Origin of the sequence: Paenibacillus sp. FSL R7-0340, from assembly GCF_038002205.1 — a bacterium.
Lineage (GTDB): Bacteria > Bacillota > Bacilli > Paenibacillales > Paenibacillaceae > Paenibacillus > Paenibacillus polymyxa_B.
The window spans coordinates 426142-442508 of the sequence record NZ_JBBOBY010000002.1 but is presented as its reverse complement, the minus strand read 5'-3'; the positions used below and the strand labels follow the sequence as shown (position 1 = coordinate 442508).

The window sequence follows — 16367 nt, the reverse complement described above, 5'->3', positions numbered from 1 at the left end:
TTGGTAAGTTTCACGTGAGTTACCTCCTTGACGCCCGTACATGAAAAGGTCGTCCTTCAACGTAAATACATGCGCAGCGGTTGCAAATCCAGTTCCTTCACAGCATCCACCACCATGTCTGCAATACGAACCGCGCCATTCTCATGAAAATGCGTGTTATCCTCTAAGCCGCCGGAAAAGTTCATGTATTCACCAGGCAGCAACCACATAAAAAGCTCTTTACTCTCTTCGGGACCCAGCTGCTCATATAACTCCTGCGTGCGGGCAGACAAATCAATCAGCGGTACATTCGCTTCTTCCGCCAGCTCACGAACCGCTGTTACATAGTCACCATGTGTGTCAGATAGCGTACCATCCTCGCTAAAATAGCGACGATGTACGGGCGTGACCAGTACCGGGGTTGCCCCATGGCTTCTTGCGCCGTCGATATAGAGGCGAAGATGCTCCTTGTAGGTTGTAAAAGGCTCTGTAGCCCGCTCCGGATCAGGCTTCTGATCATTATGACCGAACTGGATGAACAGGAAATCTCCTGCCTTTATTTCGCCCAAAATGACACCCAGCCGTCCTTCGTCCATGAAGCTTTTGGAGCTTCGCCCCGATACGGCATGATTATCCACGCAGACATCATGCTTGAACAAGGCGGGCAAAGCCTGACCCCAGCCTGTATACGGATAGCCGGATGCGTCCTGATCCGTAACCGTGGAATCTCCGGCTAGGAATAGCCGGAGGGTCTGTGGCGCTGGCGCAATCTCCAGCGCATTGAGCCGTGGCGCGGTGCCTGACACGGTGAGGCGCAGTTTGCCACCCCGGACAGGCACCGCAAACAGGGCTTCGGTGAACTGGCCCGGCAGCGTGTGCACTGGGGGAAGCATGTGCTTGCCTTCACCAGCCTTGAGTCGCGTGAGCGTTTCCGCCTGCGAATCGCCAACCAGTATAGTGACAAGATACAGCCCGTCTGGCACATCTACAACAAATGCAGCGTTTAGTGGAATACAAAAGCTGCTTCGCAGCCGCGTGCGTGCATCCTTGGCTGCACTCTGCCTTTTCCGACCGTACACATGCTCCGTAGTCTCAAAGCCATAGCCCTGTTCAGTTGTATATAAGCAATCCGGAGACACTCCCTTGTAGCCATCCGCAGGCTCCCCCGGACCAAAATCAAACTTCCACAATTTACTCACCTCTCAGCCATCGCCCTCAAATCCCGTCCATTCAATCGTACAATCCCGGATGCCTTCCATTTCCACACGTAAGCTTCATATCCTCACGCTATGGATTTTGGATCTTACCCCTTCAAACCACTCGTACTCATTCCTTCTACAATTTGCTTCTGGAATGCGAAGAATACAGCGATAACTGGAAGCAGGCTTAGGATAGACATCGCGAACATTCCTCCCCAGTTGGAAGCCGACTCGCTGTCGAGGAACATCTTGAGTGCAATAGATACGGTATATTTCTCTGGCGAATTCAGATACAGTACCGGACCAAGCAAATCCTCCCACTTCCAGTAGAAAGAGAAGATTGCCGCTGTAGCCAACGACGATTTAAGTAAGGGTAAAATAATTCTGAAATACAGCCGGAACTTGCCGCATCCGTCAATCGTCGCCGCCTCATCCAGCTCTGCTGGAATCGTCCGTATAAACTGCACCATCAGAAAGATGAAGAACGGCATCCCGAAAAAGGAGGGTACCACCAACGGTAAGATCGTATTGATCCAACCGAGCTTGGTGAAAATAATATATTGCGGTACCAGTACCACATCTCCTGGTAGCATAAGCGTCACCATCATCAAAGCAAACCACAAGTTACGCCCTTTGAATTTCAAGCGTGCGAAGCCAAATGCGATCAATGAGGAGGAAAGCACAGCTCCAATCGTTGAAATCACCACGATCGTGAGCGAGTTCAGAATGTACGTGCCAAAGTTGTAGCCAGTCGTCCCTTTCCAGCCTGTTACATAGTTTTGCCAGATCCATTCTGTAGGGAAAAGCGAGGATGCCGTGACGAATATCGTCCGACTTTCTTTAAACGAGCTGAACAGCATCCAAAAAACGGGATACAGCATCAGGAGCGCCAGTGCAGCAACCAGTATGTGATAAATTGGCCATTTGACCGTTTTCCATGCCATCAGTATCAGCGCCCCTTTTCCGTTTCATAAAATACCCAGTATCTGGAGGTTATAAATAAAATCGCTGTCAGTATCCCAATCATAATGAGCATGACCCAAGCCATGGCTGCCGCATATCCCATGTTGCTGAACATAAACGCCTGCCGGAACAGATACAGTGAATGCAGCATCGTTCCATCCATCGGGCCTCCTTCGCCCTTAGAAATAACATAAGCCGGGACGAAGGTCATAAAGGCGCTGATCGTCTGCATAATCAGATTAAATAGAATAATGGGGCTAAGCAACGGCAGCGTAATACTGAAAAATTTTCGTACTGGCTTAGCGCCATCTACACTGGACGCCTCGTACAATTCAACAGGAATGTTCTTCAAACCTGCCAGAAAAATCAGCATAGAGGAGCCAAATTGCCATACGGACAGGGTGATCAGCATCGTAAGCGAAGCATCCGGATCACCAAACCATTTCACCGGGGTCGCCCCTAGAGTCGAAAGCAGGCTGTTCACTATGCCGTTATTACTGAAAATGTTCCGCCACATAATCGATACCGCAACGCTACCTCCGATAATGGATGGCAGATAGTACATCGTCCGATAGGTGCCGACCATGCGCGATTTGGTATTCAAAATCATAGCCACAAACAGCGCGAAAATCAGTCGCAACGGTACACCGACCAATACATACGTAAACGTGACCCTGATCGAATTCCAGTATTTCGGGTCGCCTGTGAACATCTTTTCGAAGTTACCCAGACCAATCCATTTGGGCGGGGTGAACAGGTTGTAGGTGGTAAAGGACAGATACAGCGAAATAAACATTGGAATTAACGTAAACGCCAGAAAGCCCACAATAAAAGGGCTGATAAACGCATATCCGGTCATATTGGCTTTCAAGCTCTGATGATTTCGCAAGCTCATCAAGCCTCCCTTCTGTTGCATTTAAAGAATTAGTAAAACTTTATGATGTCAATAATTCGTTGTTATGAGAATAATATCGTGATGTCTGCAAAGGGTGCTTATGCAGTTGCTTCGTCGAATCAACCGTGCGCAATCATGCTTTGGACTACGCACGGTTAACTTAACGAAATGTTCCTTCGATCCTATCGATTCTTATGCTAAAACGTTGTCAGATATCCTAAAGGTCTCATTACGCTTATTATTGCTTGTTATTCGCAAGGATGGTATTCGCATCAGCCCGGAATTTGGTCGCTGCGTCTTCAGCCGTCATCTGTCCGAAATTGACCTGCTCAATATAATCGGTCAGAGTCGCAATCACTTCCGGCGATCCGACTGGTGGCGGCGGGCTCATTGGAGAAGCCATCGGCTCCATGGAAGCTACAAATTCAAACACCTGCTTCGTAGGCTCGCTCAACTCTGGTGCAACAGCTTCCTTGATTTTGGCGGAAATCGGCACGCCCCGTTCGCCTTTAATCAATTTATTCGCTTCTACATCGTTCATCCAGAAATCAATAAACTTAGCGGCTTCATCCTTCACCTGTGAACGGGAAGCAACCGTCCAGTACATCGTAGGCTGCATATATACGCCTTTTTCCATATTCGGCCCAAACATCGGAGCCAGTGCCATTGGGCGGTTAACGACCTGCTGTAAGCCCACATACTGATTGGACCACTGCCAAATACCGATGCCTGTTCCTTTTACGATATCGGATTCCTCAAGAATCCCCTTAGTCTGGTTCATGATTTCAGGAGGCGGGGTCGCTCCCTTCTTAATCAGATCAGCCAATCCGCTGAAGAAGTCAACAAACAGCTTATCGTCGTCATACCCCAATCCTGTTCCTTCCGCATTGTAGAGAGTCTTTCCTTGAGTACGCAAATAGTAGTGGAAGAAAATATCGGCAGCCATCGAGCTGTCAAAGTATACTTTATTGGAACCAGCCTTTAAAGCCATTTCTTTGTATTGATCCCATGTCCAGTTGTCAGGAATTTTGTCTATACCCGCTTTTTTGAGCAACGCCGGGTCATACTGGAAACCCAGAACATTAACACCGGTTGGGATACCATATTGCTTTCCAGCAATTACGCCGGTTTTGAGTACATTTTCGGTCACATCAGCAACCTGAATTTTTTGATTCAAGTAGGGCGCGAGATCCTCCAGTTGACCATTTTTTGCATATTGGCTAATGTACGAAATGTCCATTTGCACGATATCCGGCAACTGATTAGCCGCAGCCTGCGGAGCGAGTTTTTTCCAATAGTCATCGAAAGAGGCATATTCCACATCAATCGTTACATTTGGATTTTTCTGCTTATACAAATCAACGACCTTTTGCGTGTATTCATGACGCGTATCCGATCCCCACCAAGCGATACGTAACTTTACTTTCCCGTCTGCACTTGTGCCCGAATTGCCGCCGCCCGCTCCGCTACATGCCGTCGTCAAAACGAGCAGCATAGCTATGATCAGAAACCATCCCTTTTTGCCCACCTATCTCTCCCCTTTTCGCTGTTCTAGAAAGGAGCCAAATTACGAGTGACAACGCACTTTCGCAATTTTGATAGCGTTTACATTAGCTCCTGTTGTTATTTTCCCAAAAGCCGAGAAACATTGGAATACACAAATCAGGTTTCCTGGGTTTAAAAAACAGTGGGACTCCATACGCTCATCCCCGTTCATGTGATTTAATGTACTCGGAAGGCGTCATACCCGCCCACTTTTTGAACACCTGGCTAAAATATTGTGCGTTCCCACCGAAGCCGAACCATTCCGCCAGCTCAAACACCTTCACGTCTCCTGTCTCCCGAATATGCTCAGCCGCACGTTCGATCCGATAACGATTGACGTAGTGTGAGAAGTTTTCGCCCGTCACCTTTTTGAATATCTTCCCTAAGTAGTCGGAATTCATATACAGCATTTGACCTGCCACTCCGTTCAGCGACAAATCGGATTTTCTGTAGTTTTGCTCAATAATAGTGATCATTTTATCAACGGTGGAAGATTGGCGATACACATTACTTTTATAATAGATTGCGGTCATTCGTTCGGCAGCTTCCTGTACAAAAGATTTGAGACATGCCAGCGTTTTTTGCTCTGCCAGCACCACCATTCGGCTCGTAAACGCCGCACGCTCTTCTTCGGGGCATATACGGATCATAGCGGCATAGAGCTGAAGCACATAGGAGCGGGTCACGGAAATTTCCAGCTTCATACGGGACAGAATACCGAACAACCGATCCACTTCCTGTGCAACCTCCACCGTATTTCCAGCCTTGATCAGCAGACCGAACTTCTCCTCGTCCAGCTCCAAATCTGCCATCTCCCGGGTATCCTCAGCCGCTAAATCCTCCTTCGTAATCAGACTGCCTTCCCCGGTGTAAAACCGGTGATTCATACAATGCAGTGTCTCCCGATACATCCCCCGTGAATGCTGCATACTATCCGACTCACTAACTGCGACCGTTACCTCCAGCTTGTAAAAGCGATGAAATGTCGCACGTACCGCTTCAATCTGTTTCATAAACCGTGACGTGTCATCCTCACTTTCCAGCACGATGAGCAATTGCCCCTGCATGGTCGTACTGAGCAAGACATCATCCATCAAATCTGCCGCTATATTTTGCAATGCAAACAAATGCTCCGGCTCATGTGATTCCTCCACCCGCAGCAGTAGCATTCGAACCTGCTTATCTTGCAATTCAAGTCCGAATAACCGCTCATAAAATGCGATATCGCGGCTACCGTAAGTTTTATAGGAAATAAACTCCTTCAAAAAGTGTTCCTTCACATGAGGCAGCATACGCTGAAAATCTAGCTTCATCCGGTTTACAAACTGCTTGCGTTCTTCCTGCTCCTCCCGCTCCTGCCCCAACTCGGTCAGAGCCTCATGAATTTGCCGCTCATTGCATGGCTTCAACAAGTAGTGCTTCACCCCGTATTGCATGGCCCGACAGGCATAGTCGAAATCTTTGTAACCAGACAACAGAATGAAACGAACGTCTGGAAAGTGCTCCGTCGTTTTGGCAACCAGTCCGATACCGTCTAGTCCAGGCATAGAGATGTCGCTAATCACAAAGTCAGGCGGGCTGGCCTGAATCTGATCATAAGCCTCAATCCCGTTACGTGCCGTACCCACCAATCTCGTTCCCGCTTTACCCCAATCAACCACCTGCGATATGCCTTCCAAAATCATACGCTCATCATCAACCAGTAGCACCTTGTACACGACCCTGATCCCCTTTCACATATGGAATACAGACATGAATCGACGTTCCTGTTCCTGACTCGCTATGCAGCTCTATCCCCCAAGGTGTACCAAATGTCAGGTTAATCCGTTCTTGAATATTCGTAAGTCCAATGCCCTGCCCACGGGTCGTGACCTGCCCGCTCCGCAGTTTTTCCAAGAAATCCGGCGTCATTCCCGGTCCGTCATCTTCAACTCGCAGAAATAGAGCCCCCTCGCTTTCTCTCGCAATAATAGCAATCCGACAGGGTTCAATTCGCGGCTCCAACGCATAATGGATGGCATTCTCCACCAAAGGCTGAAGCGTTAGCTTCGGAATTTGCGCATCCATCAGTTCTTCCGGGACATCCAGATGGAAAACGAGACGCTCATCAAAACGTGTTGTTTGGATCGTTACGTAGCTCCTTACAATATCCAGTTCTTTTCGAAGCGGAATCAGTTGCTCTTCAAAACTGACCGCACTACGCAATAGAAAAGCAAGTGCTTCCACCATCTCTGAAATCCGATCCTGCTTGTTGGCCTTGGCGAGCCAGTTCACGGATTCCAGCGTGTTGTATAAAAAATGTGGATTAATCTGTGCTTGTAGTGCCTTTAGCTCTGTTTCCCTCAGTAATAGCTGCTTGGCAACATTTTCATTAATGAGCTCACGAATGCGGCGAATCATTTTCTTATATGTCCGATGTAGCAAGCCTACCTCGTCCTGTGTGGAAAGGGGGACCGCGCCAAGTGCTTCTTCCTCCAAACGGTCGAGATCGCCTTTTTCTATTTTACGCATGTTCTGGATTAATTGAACGATCGGTTTGGTAATGCTGCCTGACAACCTAGCTCCCAGTGCCAATGCAATAAGAAGCATAATGACAAAAATAGCGCTTACAACTTCTTTAATGATCGTAATGCTGCGAAACATATCATCGAAGGGGGTCATATGCAAATACGTCCAACCCGTATAAGAGGATTTGATTTGAGCAGCGAAAAAGGTTCCTCCTGAGTAGGTCGCAATCCCGTAAGGCTGCTTCCGACCAAGCTCGGCCTGAATATCACTCTCACTCAATAGTGGTGTTTCGGGATAAATCATCCGCCTTCCATCTGTAATCATCAGTTGTCCGTCACGGCCGGAGGTTTGCACGCGGTCCGCTACAATCCGGTCAATTCGCACACGAATCGCAAGCGTTCCGAGCCCATTCAGCGTAAAATTGGAATCGGTAAAGGATTTGAACTGCCGAGCTGCCAGCAAGGAGGAATGGCCTGCCGCATACCATGCATTGGAACCGTCATGTTCGTCTGCCAGCTCCGACAGGGTGGATCGAAGTTCTTGGGGAATACCTTCGCGGTTGCCCGCACTCATGACCTGTCCCTCTTTATCGATCACTATCATAGAATAGACATAGGTCTCAGAGCCGGCAAAGGCGACGAGCCTATTCGTTATTTTTTTACGCAGCACCATTTTGGCATAAGGTGACGTTTCCTTTTCCAATTGCAGCAAATAACGTTGAAGCTGCTCGTCCGTTGTTACCTTGAAAGTAACTTTTTCCACATCCTTCAACTCATTTTCTATACCGATTGAAGAAATATTGAGTACTTCGGATGTTTTTTTGTACATTTGATTATCATAAATATGAAATACGTACTTAAGTATGACTGCAACTACTGCAAAATTAACCAGCATAAGCACCGTAATCAGTAGTACCATTTTATGATGAATTCCAGCATTTTTGTAAGCGCTTTTAAAGTAGGTAATCAGTGAATGTCGCCTCCTTTATAACATACAAAATACCCCATGCCTTGGTCATTCGGCAAGAGGTATTTGTATTTGCTTAGCGTTGATCGGATGGTTTCGATTTGTCCGCCTTGCTCATATATTCGTCGTATCGGTCATCAAGTTCACGTGCCATACTCCGGTATTTACGCGTCTCCTCAACAATGGGATCGATATGAGTCTGAACCCGCACCTCATATTTAGGGCTGAGCCGTTCCCGCTTTTTGGCCTCATTCTCACGAATTTCGCCTTCCGTCAGCAGTTCACTGAGCTGGCGTTCCAATTCTTCGGATTGGCTCATCGCGATTTCCTCCTTCAGGATGATGGTCTACGTAGAATTATAACCCGGTTGCGTCTGCTTCTTTCAGCACTTGAATAAGTTGAGAATGAATAGCTGTATTCGTAGCTGCAATATGCCGTACACTCAGGTCATAAGGTCTGCCCAATGTATCGGTGATGGTACCGCCTGATTCCTGTACCAGCAAAGCGCCCGCTGCTACATCCCACGCATTCAAACCAATTTCGCAATAAGCCGACAGCCGTCCTGACGCTACATAAGCCAGATGCAGTGCTGCCGATCCCAGCGCCCGAATGCCACGTACTTGAGGTGTAAGAACCTGCGTAATTTTCATATTTAGCGGTTGTGCATACGTACGGTCCGGTGGGAAGCCGATGCAGACCAGACTATCTCCCAGTGTTTCTTCTCTCGATGCTTGCATGCGATTGCCATGCACATACGCACCTTTTCCTTTTTCCGCTACAAACATTTCATCACGGGACGGATCATAAATGACCCCGACAATCACCTCTCCACGATGGGCCAAGGCAATAGACACACTGTAATACGGCAGACTGTGTACAAAATTGGTAGTGCCATCTACCGGATCAATAATCCATAAATATTCCTCTTCACGGGCAGCCTCTAATGCGCGGGCCGAAGCTTCGGCTCCCGGCTCTACACTCTCTTCACCCAAAATAGCATGATCGGGAAAATGGGTCAGAATCAGTCTGCGAATCATCTGCTCTGCACCTTTATCTACCTCGGTCACTAGATCCGTAGGAGACTGTTTGGTATTCAAATGTTCAACAGTTCCCAGTCTGCTCTTAATCCATTCCCCGGCTTTGGATGCCGCGTTAATAGCCACGGCAGTATAGCTTTTTCCTGATACGATATAGGGAACCTTTTCGTTTTCATGTTCGTTCAACGTGTTCACTCTACTTTCTATATCATTGTTACGTGGTTTATGAAGCTGCCCTACAGCACAGTCTCTTAACCATCTCTGTTTCATTACAAGTTTGCTAGTTTACACATTCTAGTATACACAATAAACTGCATAAAGTTTCTCTAAATGGGAGCTTTATCCGCGAAATGCCACTTTCTAAGGCATAATTTCTACGGAAGCCCCATCCAGCACTTTAACCCCATTGTCTTCCTGAAGGCGCAGTTCATTCATCAATCCGAATAACGCTTCATCCTTAAGCTTGGCTTCAAGCATGACATCAATTCGATCCGTATATCCGGCAATATTGCGCAAAAAGGTAAGCAACGGCTCCACTAGAACACCCTCCGCATGGCCCCGGGGATCTTTTTCACTTTTGGGACTGGACGCATGAATTTTGGGCGGCAATGGATAATCAGCAGAAGATCCGGCTTGGGCCAACTCCCCTTTCCAAGTATCCAAAATACCCGGCCATAGCTCCCACGGCTTTTCCCCCTCATTATTCACCCATTGATGATGAATATCGAGAACCATCGGCAACCCCGTCAATTTGCAAGCCTCCAGCGTTTCCACCGCATTGAACGTTTTATCATCATTTTCCAGCGTTAACCGTTCTCTTAACGAAAGATCCAGCGAACTAACCTGCTCTACAAAACGCTGACCTGAGGTCACCTTATCTCCGTATGCACCACCAATATGAATGTTGTTCTTGGCTTCGGCACCGAGCCCCATGGCCTCCAGCATCGCTTTGTGGTACTTCAGATCATTAATGGAGCTCTGCAACACCTCAGGACGGGGAGTGCTTAACACTGTAAAATGATCGGGGTGAAACGATACCCTCATCCTATTCGCCTTGACATAGTTCCCTACCTCTGCAAAATCAGCAGCAAGCGCCTGAAACGGGTCCCAATCCCGCAGATCCTGATGGGTCGCGAGCGGAATCAGCTTAGATGAGAAACGATAGACCTGGATATCACTCGCGCGATTATGGCGCAACAGCCTCAAAGTATTATGGAGATTTTCGGCTGCTATCCGTTCTAGCTTGCGGATCGCAGCTTCTCGGTCTCCAATCTTGTTAAAGCTGCTCATTGTCATGGTTTTAGAGGGGGATGCATTTTGCACGGTAACCGACATGGCTACATAACCGAACCTTACGATCATAGGGTGTCTTCCTTTCAGCAGTCGCAGTAGATGGTAAGGCCGCTTTCGTTCTGTGACCTAAAACCCTTTTCTACTGATCATACCCGGAAAAGCACCTGCTGATTCGGTGTTATCGCACAAATTGCAAGAAGGAATCAGCTAGGATTGCTGCTGTGCTCCAAAAAACATTTCATCCGCCAATGCGGTCTGAATTCTCGCTTCCTCTTCATTCAGCTTACGAATGAGAATCATTTCAACTTCGGTCACTTCATCGCCCTGGAAATTAATTTCGGCGATACAGCCCACAATCTGCACGATGGCTACTGCCACGTTATCCACGCTGTAAGCGATGACCTTCTGGCCTGTCGGAAACACGCGCAGCCCGGATTTAACCATCTTGCCACGTCCGTATTCCAGCAGTTCGTAAAGTTCTTGTTCGCTCTTGAATTTGCACACTGAGTTAAATTCAGTTTGAAAGCCCATGTGTAGCCGCCACCTTTCATGATTAAGGGTTTAGTGTTGTGCTCAAAGATATGCCATTTATATGAACAAAAAGGAGAGTGATCAGCTCCCCTTTGTTTCGTTTATGAGTTCTCGTAGTGCAGTGCCGACCTGCGCTCATAACGCTCCAGTGCAAGGGCAATCATGCGGTCCAGCAGACTTGCATAGGATACGCCTGTTTCTCTCCACAGTAATGGATACATACTGAATGGTGTAAAACCAGGCATTGTATTCACTTCATTAATAAGGATATGCCCGTCCGAGCGTCTGACGAAGAAATCGGCACGGGAAATCCCGCAGCCTTCTAGAGCGCGGAATGCTTGCAATGCGGCTTCACGAATACGATCTGCCACTTCCTCATCCAACGGTGCCGGAATAAGCATTTCCGATTGGCCATCCGTATATTTGGCAGCGTAATCGTAATAATCACTCGCCGATACAATTTCACCCGGTACCGAGGCAATCGGCTCATCATTGCCCAGTACGCTGACCTCAATCTCACGGGCATCGACGTACTCCTCAACAATCACCTTTAGGTCAAATTGCAAAGCCAGATCTACAGCCTTTTCCAGCTCTTCTCGGTTGCTGGCTTTGGAAATACCGACACTTGATCCCAGATTGGCTGGTTTGACAAAGCAAGGATAACCTAGCTCGGTTTCCATGTTACGTACCAGATCATGACTGGTTTGGGCCCACTGTGTACTATTAAAATAACAGTATTTCACTTGCGGCAATCCTGCATGCTCAAACAGCTTCTTCATGACGCCTTTATCCATACCTGCTGCCGAAGCCAGCACTCCCGCACCGACATAAGGCATATCCGCCATTTCGAACAGACCCTGAATCGTTCCGTCCTCGCCAAAGGTACCGTGCAGCAACGGAAACAGCACATCCAGCGTCTGCTCTCCGTACAGCTTGCCGAACAATGTATCTAATGCCGCCTTGGTGCCACCCTCTGCGCGTTCCAGCTTCAATTGCTCTACAGAAGCCAGAGGAGCGCTTAATAGCGCCCCTCTACGCCAATCGCCAGCCTTCGTAATATAAAAAGGAATAATCTCGTATTTCTCATAGTTAAAAGCGTTCATTACCGCATACGCTGTTTGCAACGAAACCTCATGTTCGCCCGATTTGCCACCGTACACCAGCCCTACGGTCAATTTTTGATTTGCCATGCCTATCCTCCGCTTTCCTGCTTTCGTCATTGTGACTGATTTGCATCACTGTACCTGTTATCCATCATCTCATTTAAAAATAGTCGGCGATGTGATAAAAGCGATATACCGTGTTGTCGGTCCACGCATACGAATTTTTATAGTCCCAATAACGATGTCTGGAGCTTACCGTATGTGCATTGACTAGCGGCATGCCGCCCGCATCAAAGGCCGTCACCACCGTGCTGTGCTGGAAGGTTCCGTCACCATCCCAATCGTAAAAAATGACATCCCCCAGCATGAGCTGCTCTGGGCGACTCACTTGCTCAGCAGTCAACCCCCATGAACTGGAGCCCAAATACCGCTCCAGACTGTTGGAAACTGCCCAACTGTAGCTCCACAGCTCACGTCCGGCAACCCGTCCTTTATACCACCAGCCCGATTCTCTTTTACCAGTATAGTGGATCGGTGCTCCCCCTGCAAAGAGGCATTGCGAGATATAATTGGTGCAATCCACATCAAAACCTTCAAACTCCGGATTGAAGCTATCCCACCACTGATCTGCATAGGCCGCTGCTTCTTCGCGGCGATATCGGCTGGGACGTGCTGATGAGCCGAAGCCCAGCACACCGCGATTCAGCAGCGGCAGATTTCCTCCTTGATTAAACGAAGCCTGTTCAAAAGGAACCTCTCCCCCTGCTGGCTTCCTTTCTGCCGGATCGCGCTCAATTCTCGCTACCTGCCAGGCTTCACCCTCGCGTGTGAACGTCAGACGCTCCCGTTCAATCCGATCCTCCCGGTGAGTCATCCCGCCCTTCTCATAAAAGAGTCGGACATGCAGTTGTACATCTACCACAGCCTCATCCGGAGTATCCTGCACCATTCGTAGCGGCTTGGCGCGTGTCTCGCTGCGTAGGGGAACAGCGTCCCGTTCGTTGTACCACTGCTCCAATCTGGCCGCACGTGCTGCTCGTTCCATCCGCTGCCCCACCTCCAGATACTCATCTGGCTGCGGTACACCATTCACTTCACTGCGATTGTATTGATTCACGTAAGCAAAAAGGGCCTGTTTCCATTCCCGCTCCCCCATCCCAATCCCTCCATATTCGTCCCGCTATCCTTTTCCGGGGATAACCGGAATCATGTATAACTTCCTTTCTTGCCTCTCTGGTCTGAAATGCTCTCTATCTATAAGTATGAATCTCTAAAGCTTGGTATGAACATCGAAACGCGAGGGAGCGGAACGTTTTATTTTCCAATCTGCAACGCATCATTTAGGCCAAAAAAACTTTACGGAACCGTCTGAAAACGGTATACTTAATCCAAAAGCAATCATTTTGAAATCACGTTTCATCTAATGAAACAAATTACATTGATCGCAACCTCTAACACGTAATGAACCACTGAAGATGTAATTGAGAACGCAACCAATTTAAACCAACTGTGCAAGACGTCGAAAAAACGACATCCCTATTTTCCCCCAAGCATCCACTTCAAGGAGGTAATACTTATGTCAGGAAAAGATCAATTCTCCATTGCCCGTAGTCTCGAAGTTAACGGTAAGCCTTATCGCTACTATAGTCTTAAGGCACTGGAGGAACAAGGAAAGAGCGGTATTGCCAAGCTGCCTTTCTCCATTAAAGTGTTGCTGGAAGCCGCGGTTCGCCAATTTGACGGACGCGCCATTACAGAAGAACATGTGCAACAGCTGACAGGATGGGCTGAGGATCGTGACACCAACAAGGAGATTCCGTTCATTCCTGCACGCATCGTGCTACAGGATTTTACCGGCGTCCCGGTGGTTGTCGATTTGGCAGCTATGCGTGATACGGTGAAAAAAGCGGGCGGTGATCCGAAACAAATCAATCCGCTCGTTCCTGTCGATCTCGTTATCGACCACTCGGTCATGGTCGATGCTTTCGGTACCAGTGATGCGCTGGATTACAATATTAATGTAGAGTTTGAACGCAACGAGGAGCGGTACCGTTTTCTGCGTTGGGCGCAAACGGCGTTCAACAACTTCCGCGCCGTTCCGCCATCCACCGGTATCGTCCATCAGGTCAATCTGGAGTATCTCGCCTCCGTGGCCGCCACCAAAACCATTGACGGCGAAACGGTCGTCTTTCCAGATTCCCTCGTGGGAACAGACTCCCATACCACGATGATTAACGGCCTTGGTGTTGTTGGCTGGGGTGTCGGCGGGATTGAGGCAGAGGCGGGTATGCTGGGGCAACCGCTGTATTTTGTCACTCCCGATGTGATTGGCTTCAAGCTGACAGGCAGTCTGACGGAAGGCTCTACCGCCACCGATCTGGCGCTCACTGTAACGCAAATGCTGCGTAAAAAAGGCGTAGTCGGCAAATTCGTGGAATTTTACGGGCCTGGTCTGGCTAACATCAGCTTGGCTGACCGTGCGACAGTTGCCAACATGGCACCGGAATACGGCGCAACGATTGGCTTCTTCCCGGTCGATGCGGAAACGCTGGCCTACCTGCGCAGCACCGGACGTTCCGATGAGCAAGTAAGCCTCGTAGAGGAATATTACAAAGCCCAAGGCATGTTCCGCACATCCGATACACCGGACCCTGTGTTCAGCGATACCATTGAGCTGGATCTGGCTTCGGTTGTACCGAGTCTCGCCGGACCCAAACGTCCGCAGGACCGTGTTGAGCTTAGCCGCATGAAAGAAACGTTTGAAGGCATTATCCGTACCCCGGTGGACAAGGGCGGCTATGGACTGAGCGATGAAAAAATCGCACAGAAGATTCCGCTGACCCATCCGGACGGCTCCACCAGCGAGTTGGGTACAGGAGCAGTCGTTATTGCAGCTATCACAAGCTGCACGAATACCTCCAATCCAAGCGTTATGCTCGGTGCGGGCTTGCTGGCCAAAAAAGCAGTGCAGCGCGGGCTCAAAAAACCAGGCTATGTTAAAACAAGCTTGACACCAGGCTCCCTCGTCGTGACGGAATACCTGCAAAAAGCCGGATTAATCGGACCGCTCGAAGCCCTCGGCTTCCATGTAGCAGGCTACGGCTGCGCAACCTGTATCGGTAACTCCGGCCCACTTCCTGACGAAGTGAGTCAAGCCATCACTGACAATGATTTGACGGTTGGCGCAGTTATTTCCGGCAACCGGAACTTTGAAGGTCGTGTGCATGCGCAAGTAAAAGCCAACTATCTCGGCTCACCGCCACTGGTTGTCGCTTATGCGCTGGCAGGCACAGTGAACATTGATTTGGTGAATGATCCGCTCGGTTACGATCAGGACAATCAGCCTGTCTACCTGAAAGATATCTGGCCAACCTCCGAGGAGATCAAGGAAGCCATCAGCCTGTCTCTCAGCCCGGATATGTTCCGTCGTAAATATGAGAATGTATTTACTGCCAACGAAAAATGGAACTCCATTCCGGTTCCTGAAGGCGAACTATATGAATGGGATGAAAAATCAACTTATATTCAAAATCCACCATTCTTTGAAAAACTTCAGGATGGCGTGCAGGATATCAAGGAAATCCGTAATGCCCGTGTGCTTGCCCTGTTGAATGATTCGGTCACAACCGACCATATCTCACCAGCAGGCAACATTGCTCCTTCCAGCCCGGCAGGACTGTACTTGAAGGAGCATGGCGTGGAACGCAAGGACTTCAACTCCTACGGCTCCCGTCGCGGTAACCACGAGGTCATGATGCGCGGTACATTCGCCAACATCCGTATCCGCAACAATGTGGCTCCAGGTACTGAAGGCGGCGTGACCAAATACTTGCCAACGGATGAGGAAATGTCCATCTATGATGCATCCATGAAATATCAGGCAGCCGATCAAAACCTGATCGTCATTGCTGGTAAGGAATACGGCACAGGCAGCTCTCGTGACTGGGCGGCCAAAGGTACGCTTTTGCTGGGCGTTAAGGCTGTCATTGCCGAAAGCTTCGAGCGGATTCACCGCAGTAACCTGGTCGGCATGGGTGTACTGCCTCTGCAATTCCAGGAAGGCTATGGCTGGTCCAGCTTGGGTCTGAACGGTCGTGAAACGTTTGACATTCTTGGCATCGACAATGACGTGAAGCCTGGTCAAGAGCTTACGGTTGTGGCTAAACGCGAGGATGGCACGAAGTTCGAATTCCCGGTAATTGCCCGTCTGGACAGCACTGTCGATATCGACTACTACCACAACGGTGGTATTCTGCAAACCGTATTGCGTCAAATGATTCAAGAGTAAAGAGCGTATAAATAACAAAATCCCCTCCAAATGCAGTGGAAACTGCACATTGAGAGGGGA

General features: G+C 48.8%; 13 protein-coding genes. 1 reads left to right on the top strand and 12 read right to left on the bottom strand.

Annotated features, from left to right (window positions below; translation table 11 throughout):
- Window positions 1–56: 56 nt before the first annotated feature.
- From MKX59_RS24855 to MKX59_RS24800, 12 genes are all read right to left on the bottom strand, one after another.
- Complete coding sequence (locus tag MKX59_RS24855; RefSeq protein ID WP_340859404.1) at window positions 57–1169, bottom strand: rhamnogalacturonan acetylesterase; 1113 nt, start codon at window positions 1167–1169, stop codon at window positions 57–59.
- A gap of 113 nt (window positions 1170–1282) precedes the next feature.
- Entirely contained in the window at window positions 1283–2122 is an 840-nt protein-coding gene (locus MKX59_RS24850) for a carbohydrate ABC transporter permease (RefSeq protein ID WP_023987016.1), read from the bottom strand.
- A 5-nt stretch (window positions 2123–2127) separates the two neighbouring features.
- Window positions 2128–3036 (bottom strand): carbohydrate ABC transporter permease, encoded by a 909-nt coding sequence (locus MKX59_RS24845; RefSeq protein ID WP_023987015.1) that lies wholly within the window; start codon window positions 3034–3036, stop codon window positions 2128–2130.
- A 238-nt stretch (window positions 3037–3274) separates the two neighbouring features.
- Window positions 3275–4564: an ABC transporter substrate-binding protein gene (locus MKX59_RS24840; protein WP_340859228.1), complete on the bottom strand. Its 1290-nt coding sequence runs from the start codon at window positions 4562–4564 to the stop codon at window positions 3275–3277.
- A 175-nt stretch (window positions 4565–4739) separates the two neighbouring features.
- On the bottom strand, window positions 4740–6299 hold the full coding sequence (locus tag MKX59_RS24835; protein WP_023987013.1) for a response regulator transcription factor: 1560 nt from the start codon (window positions 6297–6299) through the stop codon (window positions 4740–4742).
- Window positions 6277–8007, bottom strand: coding sequence for a sensor histidine kinase (locus MKX59_RS24830; RefSeq protein WP_023987012.1), 1731 nt, complete (start codon window positions 8005–8007; stop codon window positions 6277–6279). Before MKX59_RS24830 ends, MKX59_RS24835 begins: the two co-directional genes overlap by 23 nt.
- Before the next feature lie 124 nt (window positions 8008–8131).
- Window positions 8132–8374, bottom strand: coding sequence for a hypothetical protein (locus tag MKX59_RS24825; protein WP_023987011.1), 243 nt, complete (start codon window positions 8372–8374; stop codon window positions 8132–8134).
- Window positions 8375–8411: 37 nt separating this feature from the next.
- A complete protein-coding gene (locus MKX59_RS24820; protein WP_023987010.1) occupies window positions 8412–9278 on the bottom strand; it encodes an inositol monophosphatase family protein in 867 nt (288 codons plus the stop codon).
- Window positions 9279–9452: 174 nt separating this feature from the next.
- Window positions 9453–10454, bottom strand: a complete 1002-nt coding sequence (gene uvsE / locus MKX59_RS24815) for a UV DNA damage repair endonuclease UvsE (RefSeq protein WP_340859223.1) — start codon at window positions 10452–10454, stop codon at window positions 9453–9455.
- Window positions 10455–10592: 138 nt separating this feature from the next.
- Complete coding sequence (locus MKX59_RS24810; protein ID WP_023987008.1) at window positions 10593–10916, bottom strand: hypothetical protein; 324 nt, start codon at window positions 10914–10916, stop codon at window positions 10593–10595.
- 101 nt (window positions 10917–11017) lie between these two features.
- On the bottom strand, window positions 11018–12106 hold the full coding sequence (locus MKX59_RS24805; RefSeq protein ID WP_068939418.1) for a D-alanine--D-alanine ligase: 1089 nt from the start codon (window positions 12104–12106) through the stop codon (window positions 11018–11020).
- Window positions 12107–12179: 73 nt separating this feature from the next.
- Window positions 12180–13175 (bottom strand): amidase domain-containing protein, encoded by a 996-nt coding sequence (locus MKX59_RS24800; RefSeq protein ID WP_023987006.1) that lies wholly within the window; start codon window positions 13173–13175, stop codon window positions 12180–12182.
- 420 nt (window positions 13176–13595) lie between these two features.
- Here MKX59_RS24800 and acnA point away from each other — a divergent pair, with 420 nt between their 5' ends.
- Window positions 13596–16307, top strand: a complete 2712-nt coding sequence (gene acnA / locus MKX59_RS24795) for an aconitate hydratase AcnA (RefSeq protein WP_071559304.1) — start codon at window positions 13596–13598, stop codon at window positions 16305–16307.
- Window positions 16308–16367: the final 60 nt, after the last annotated feature.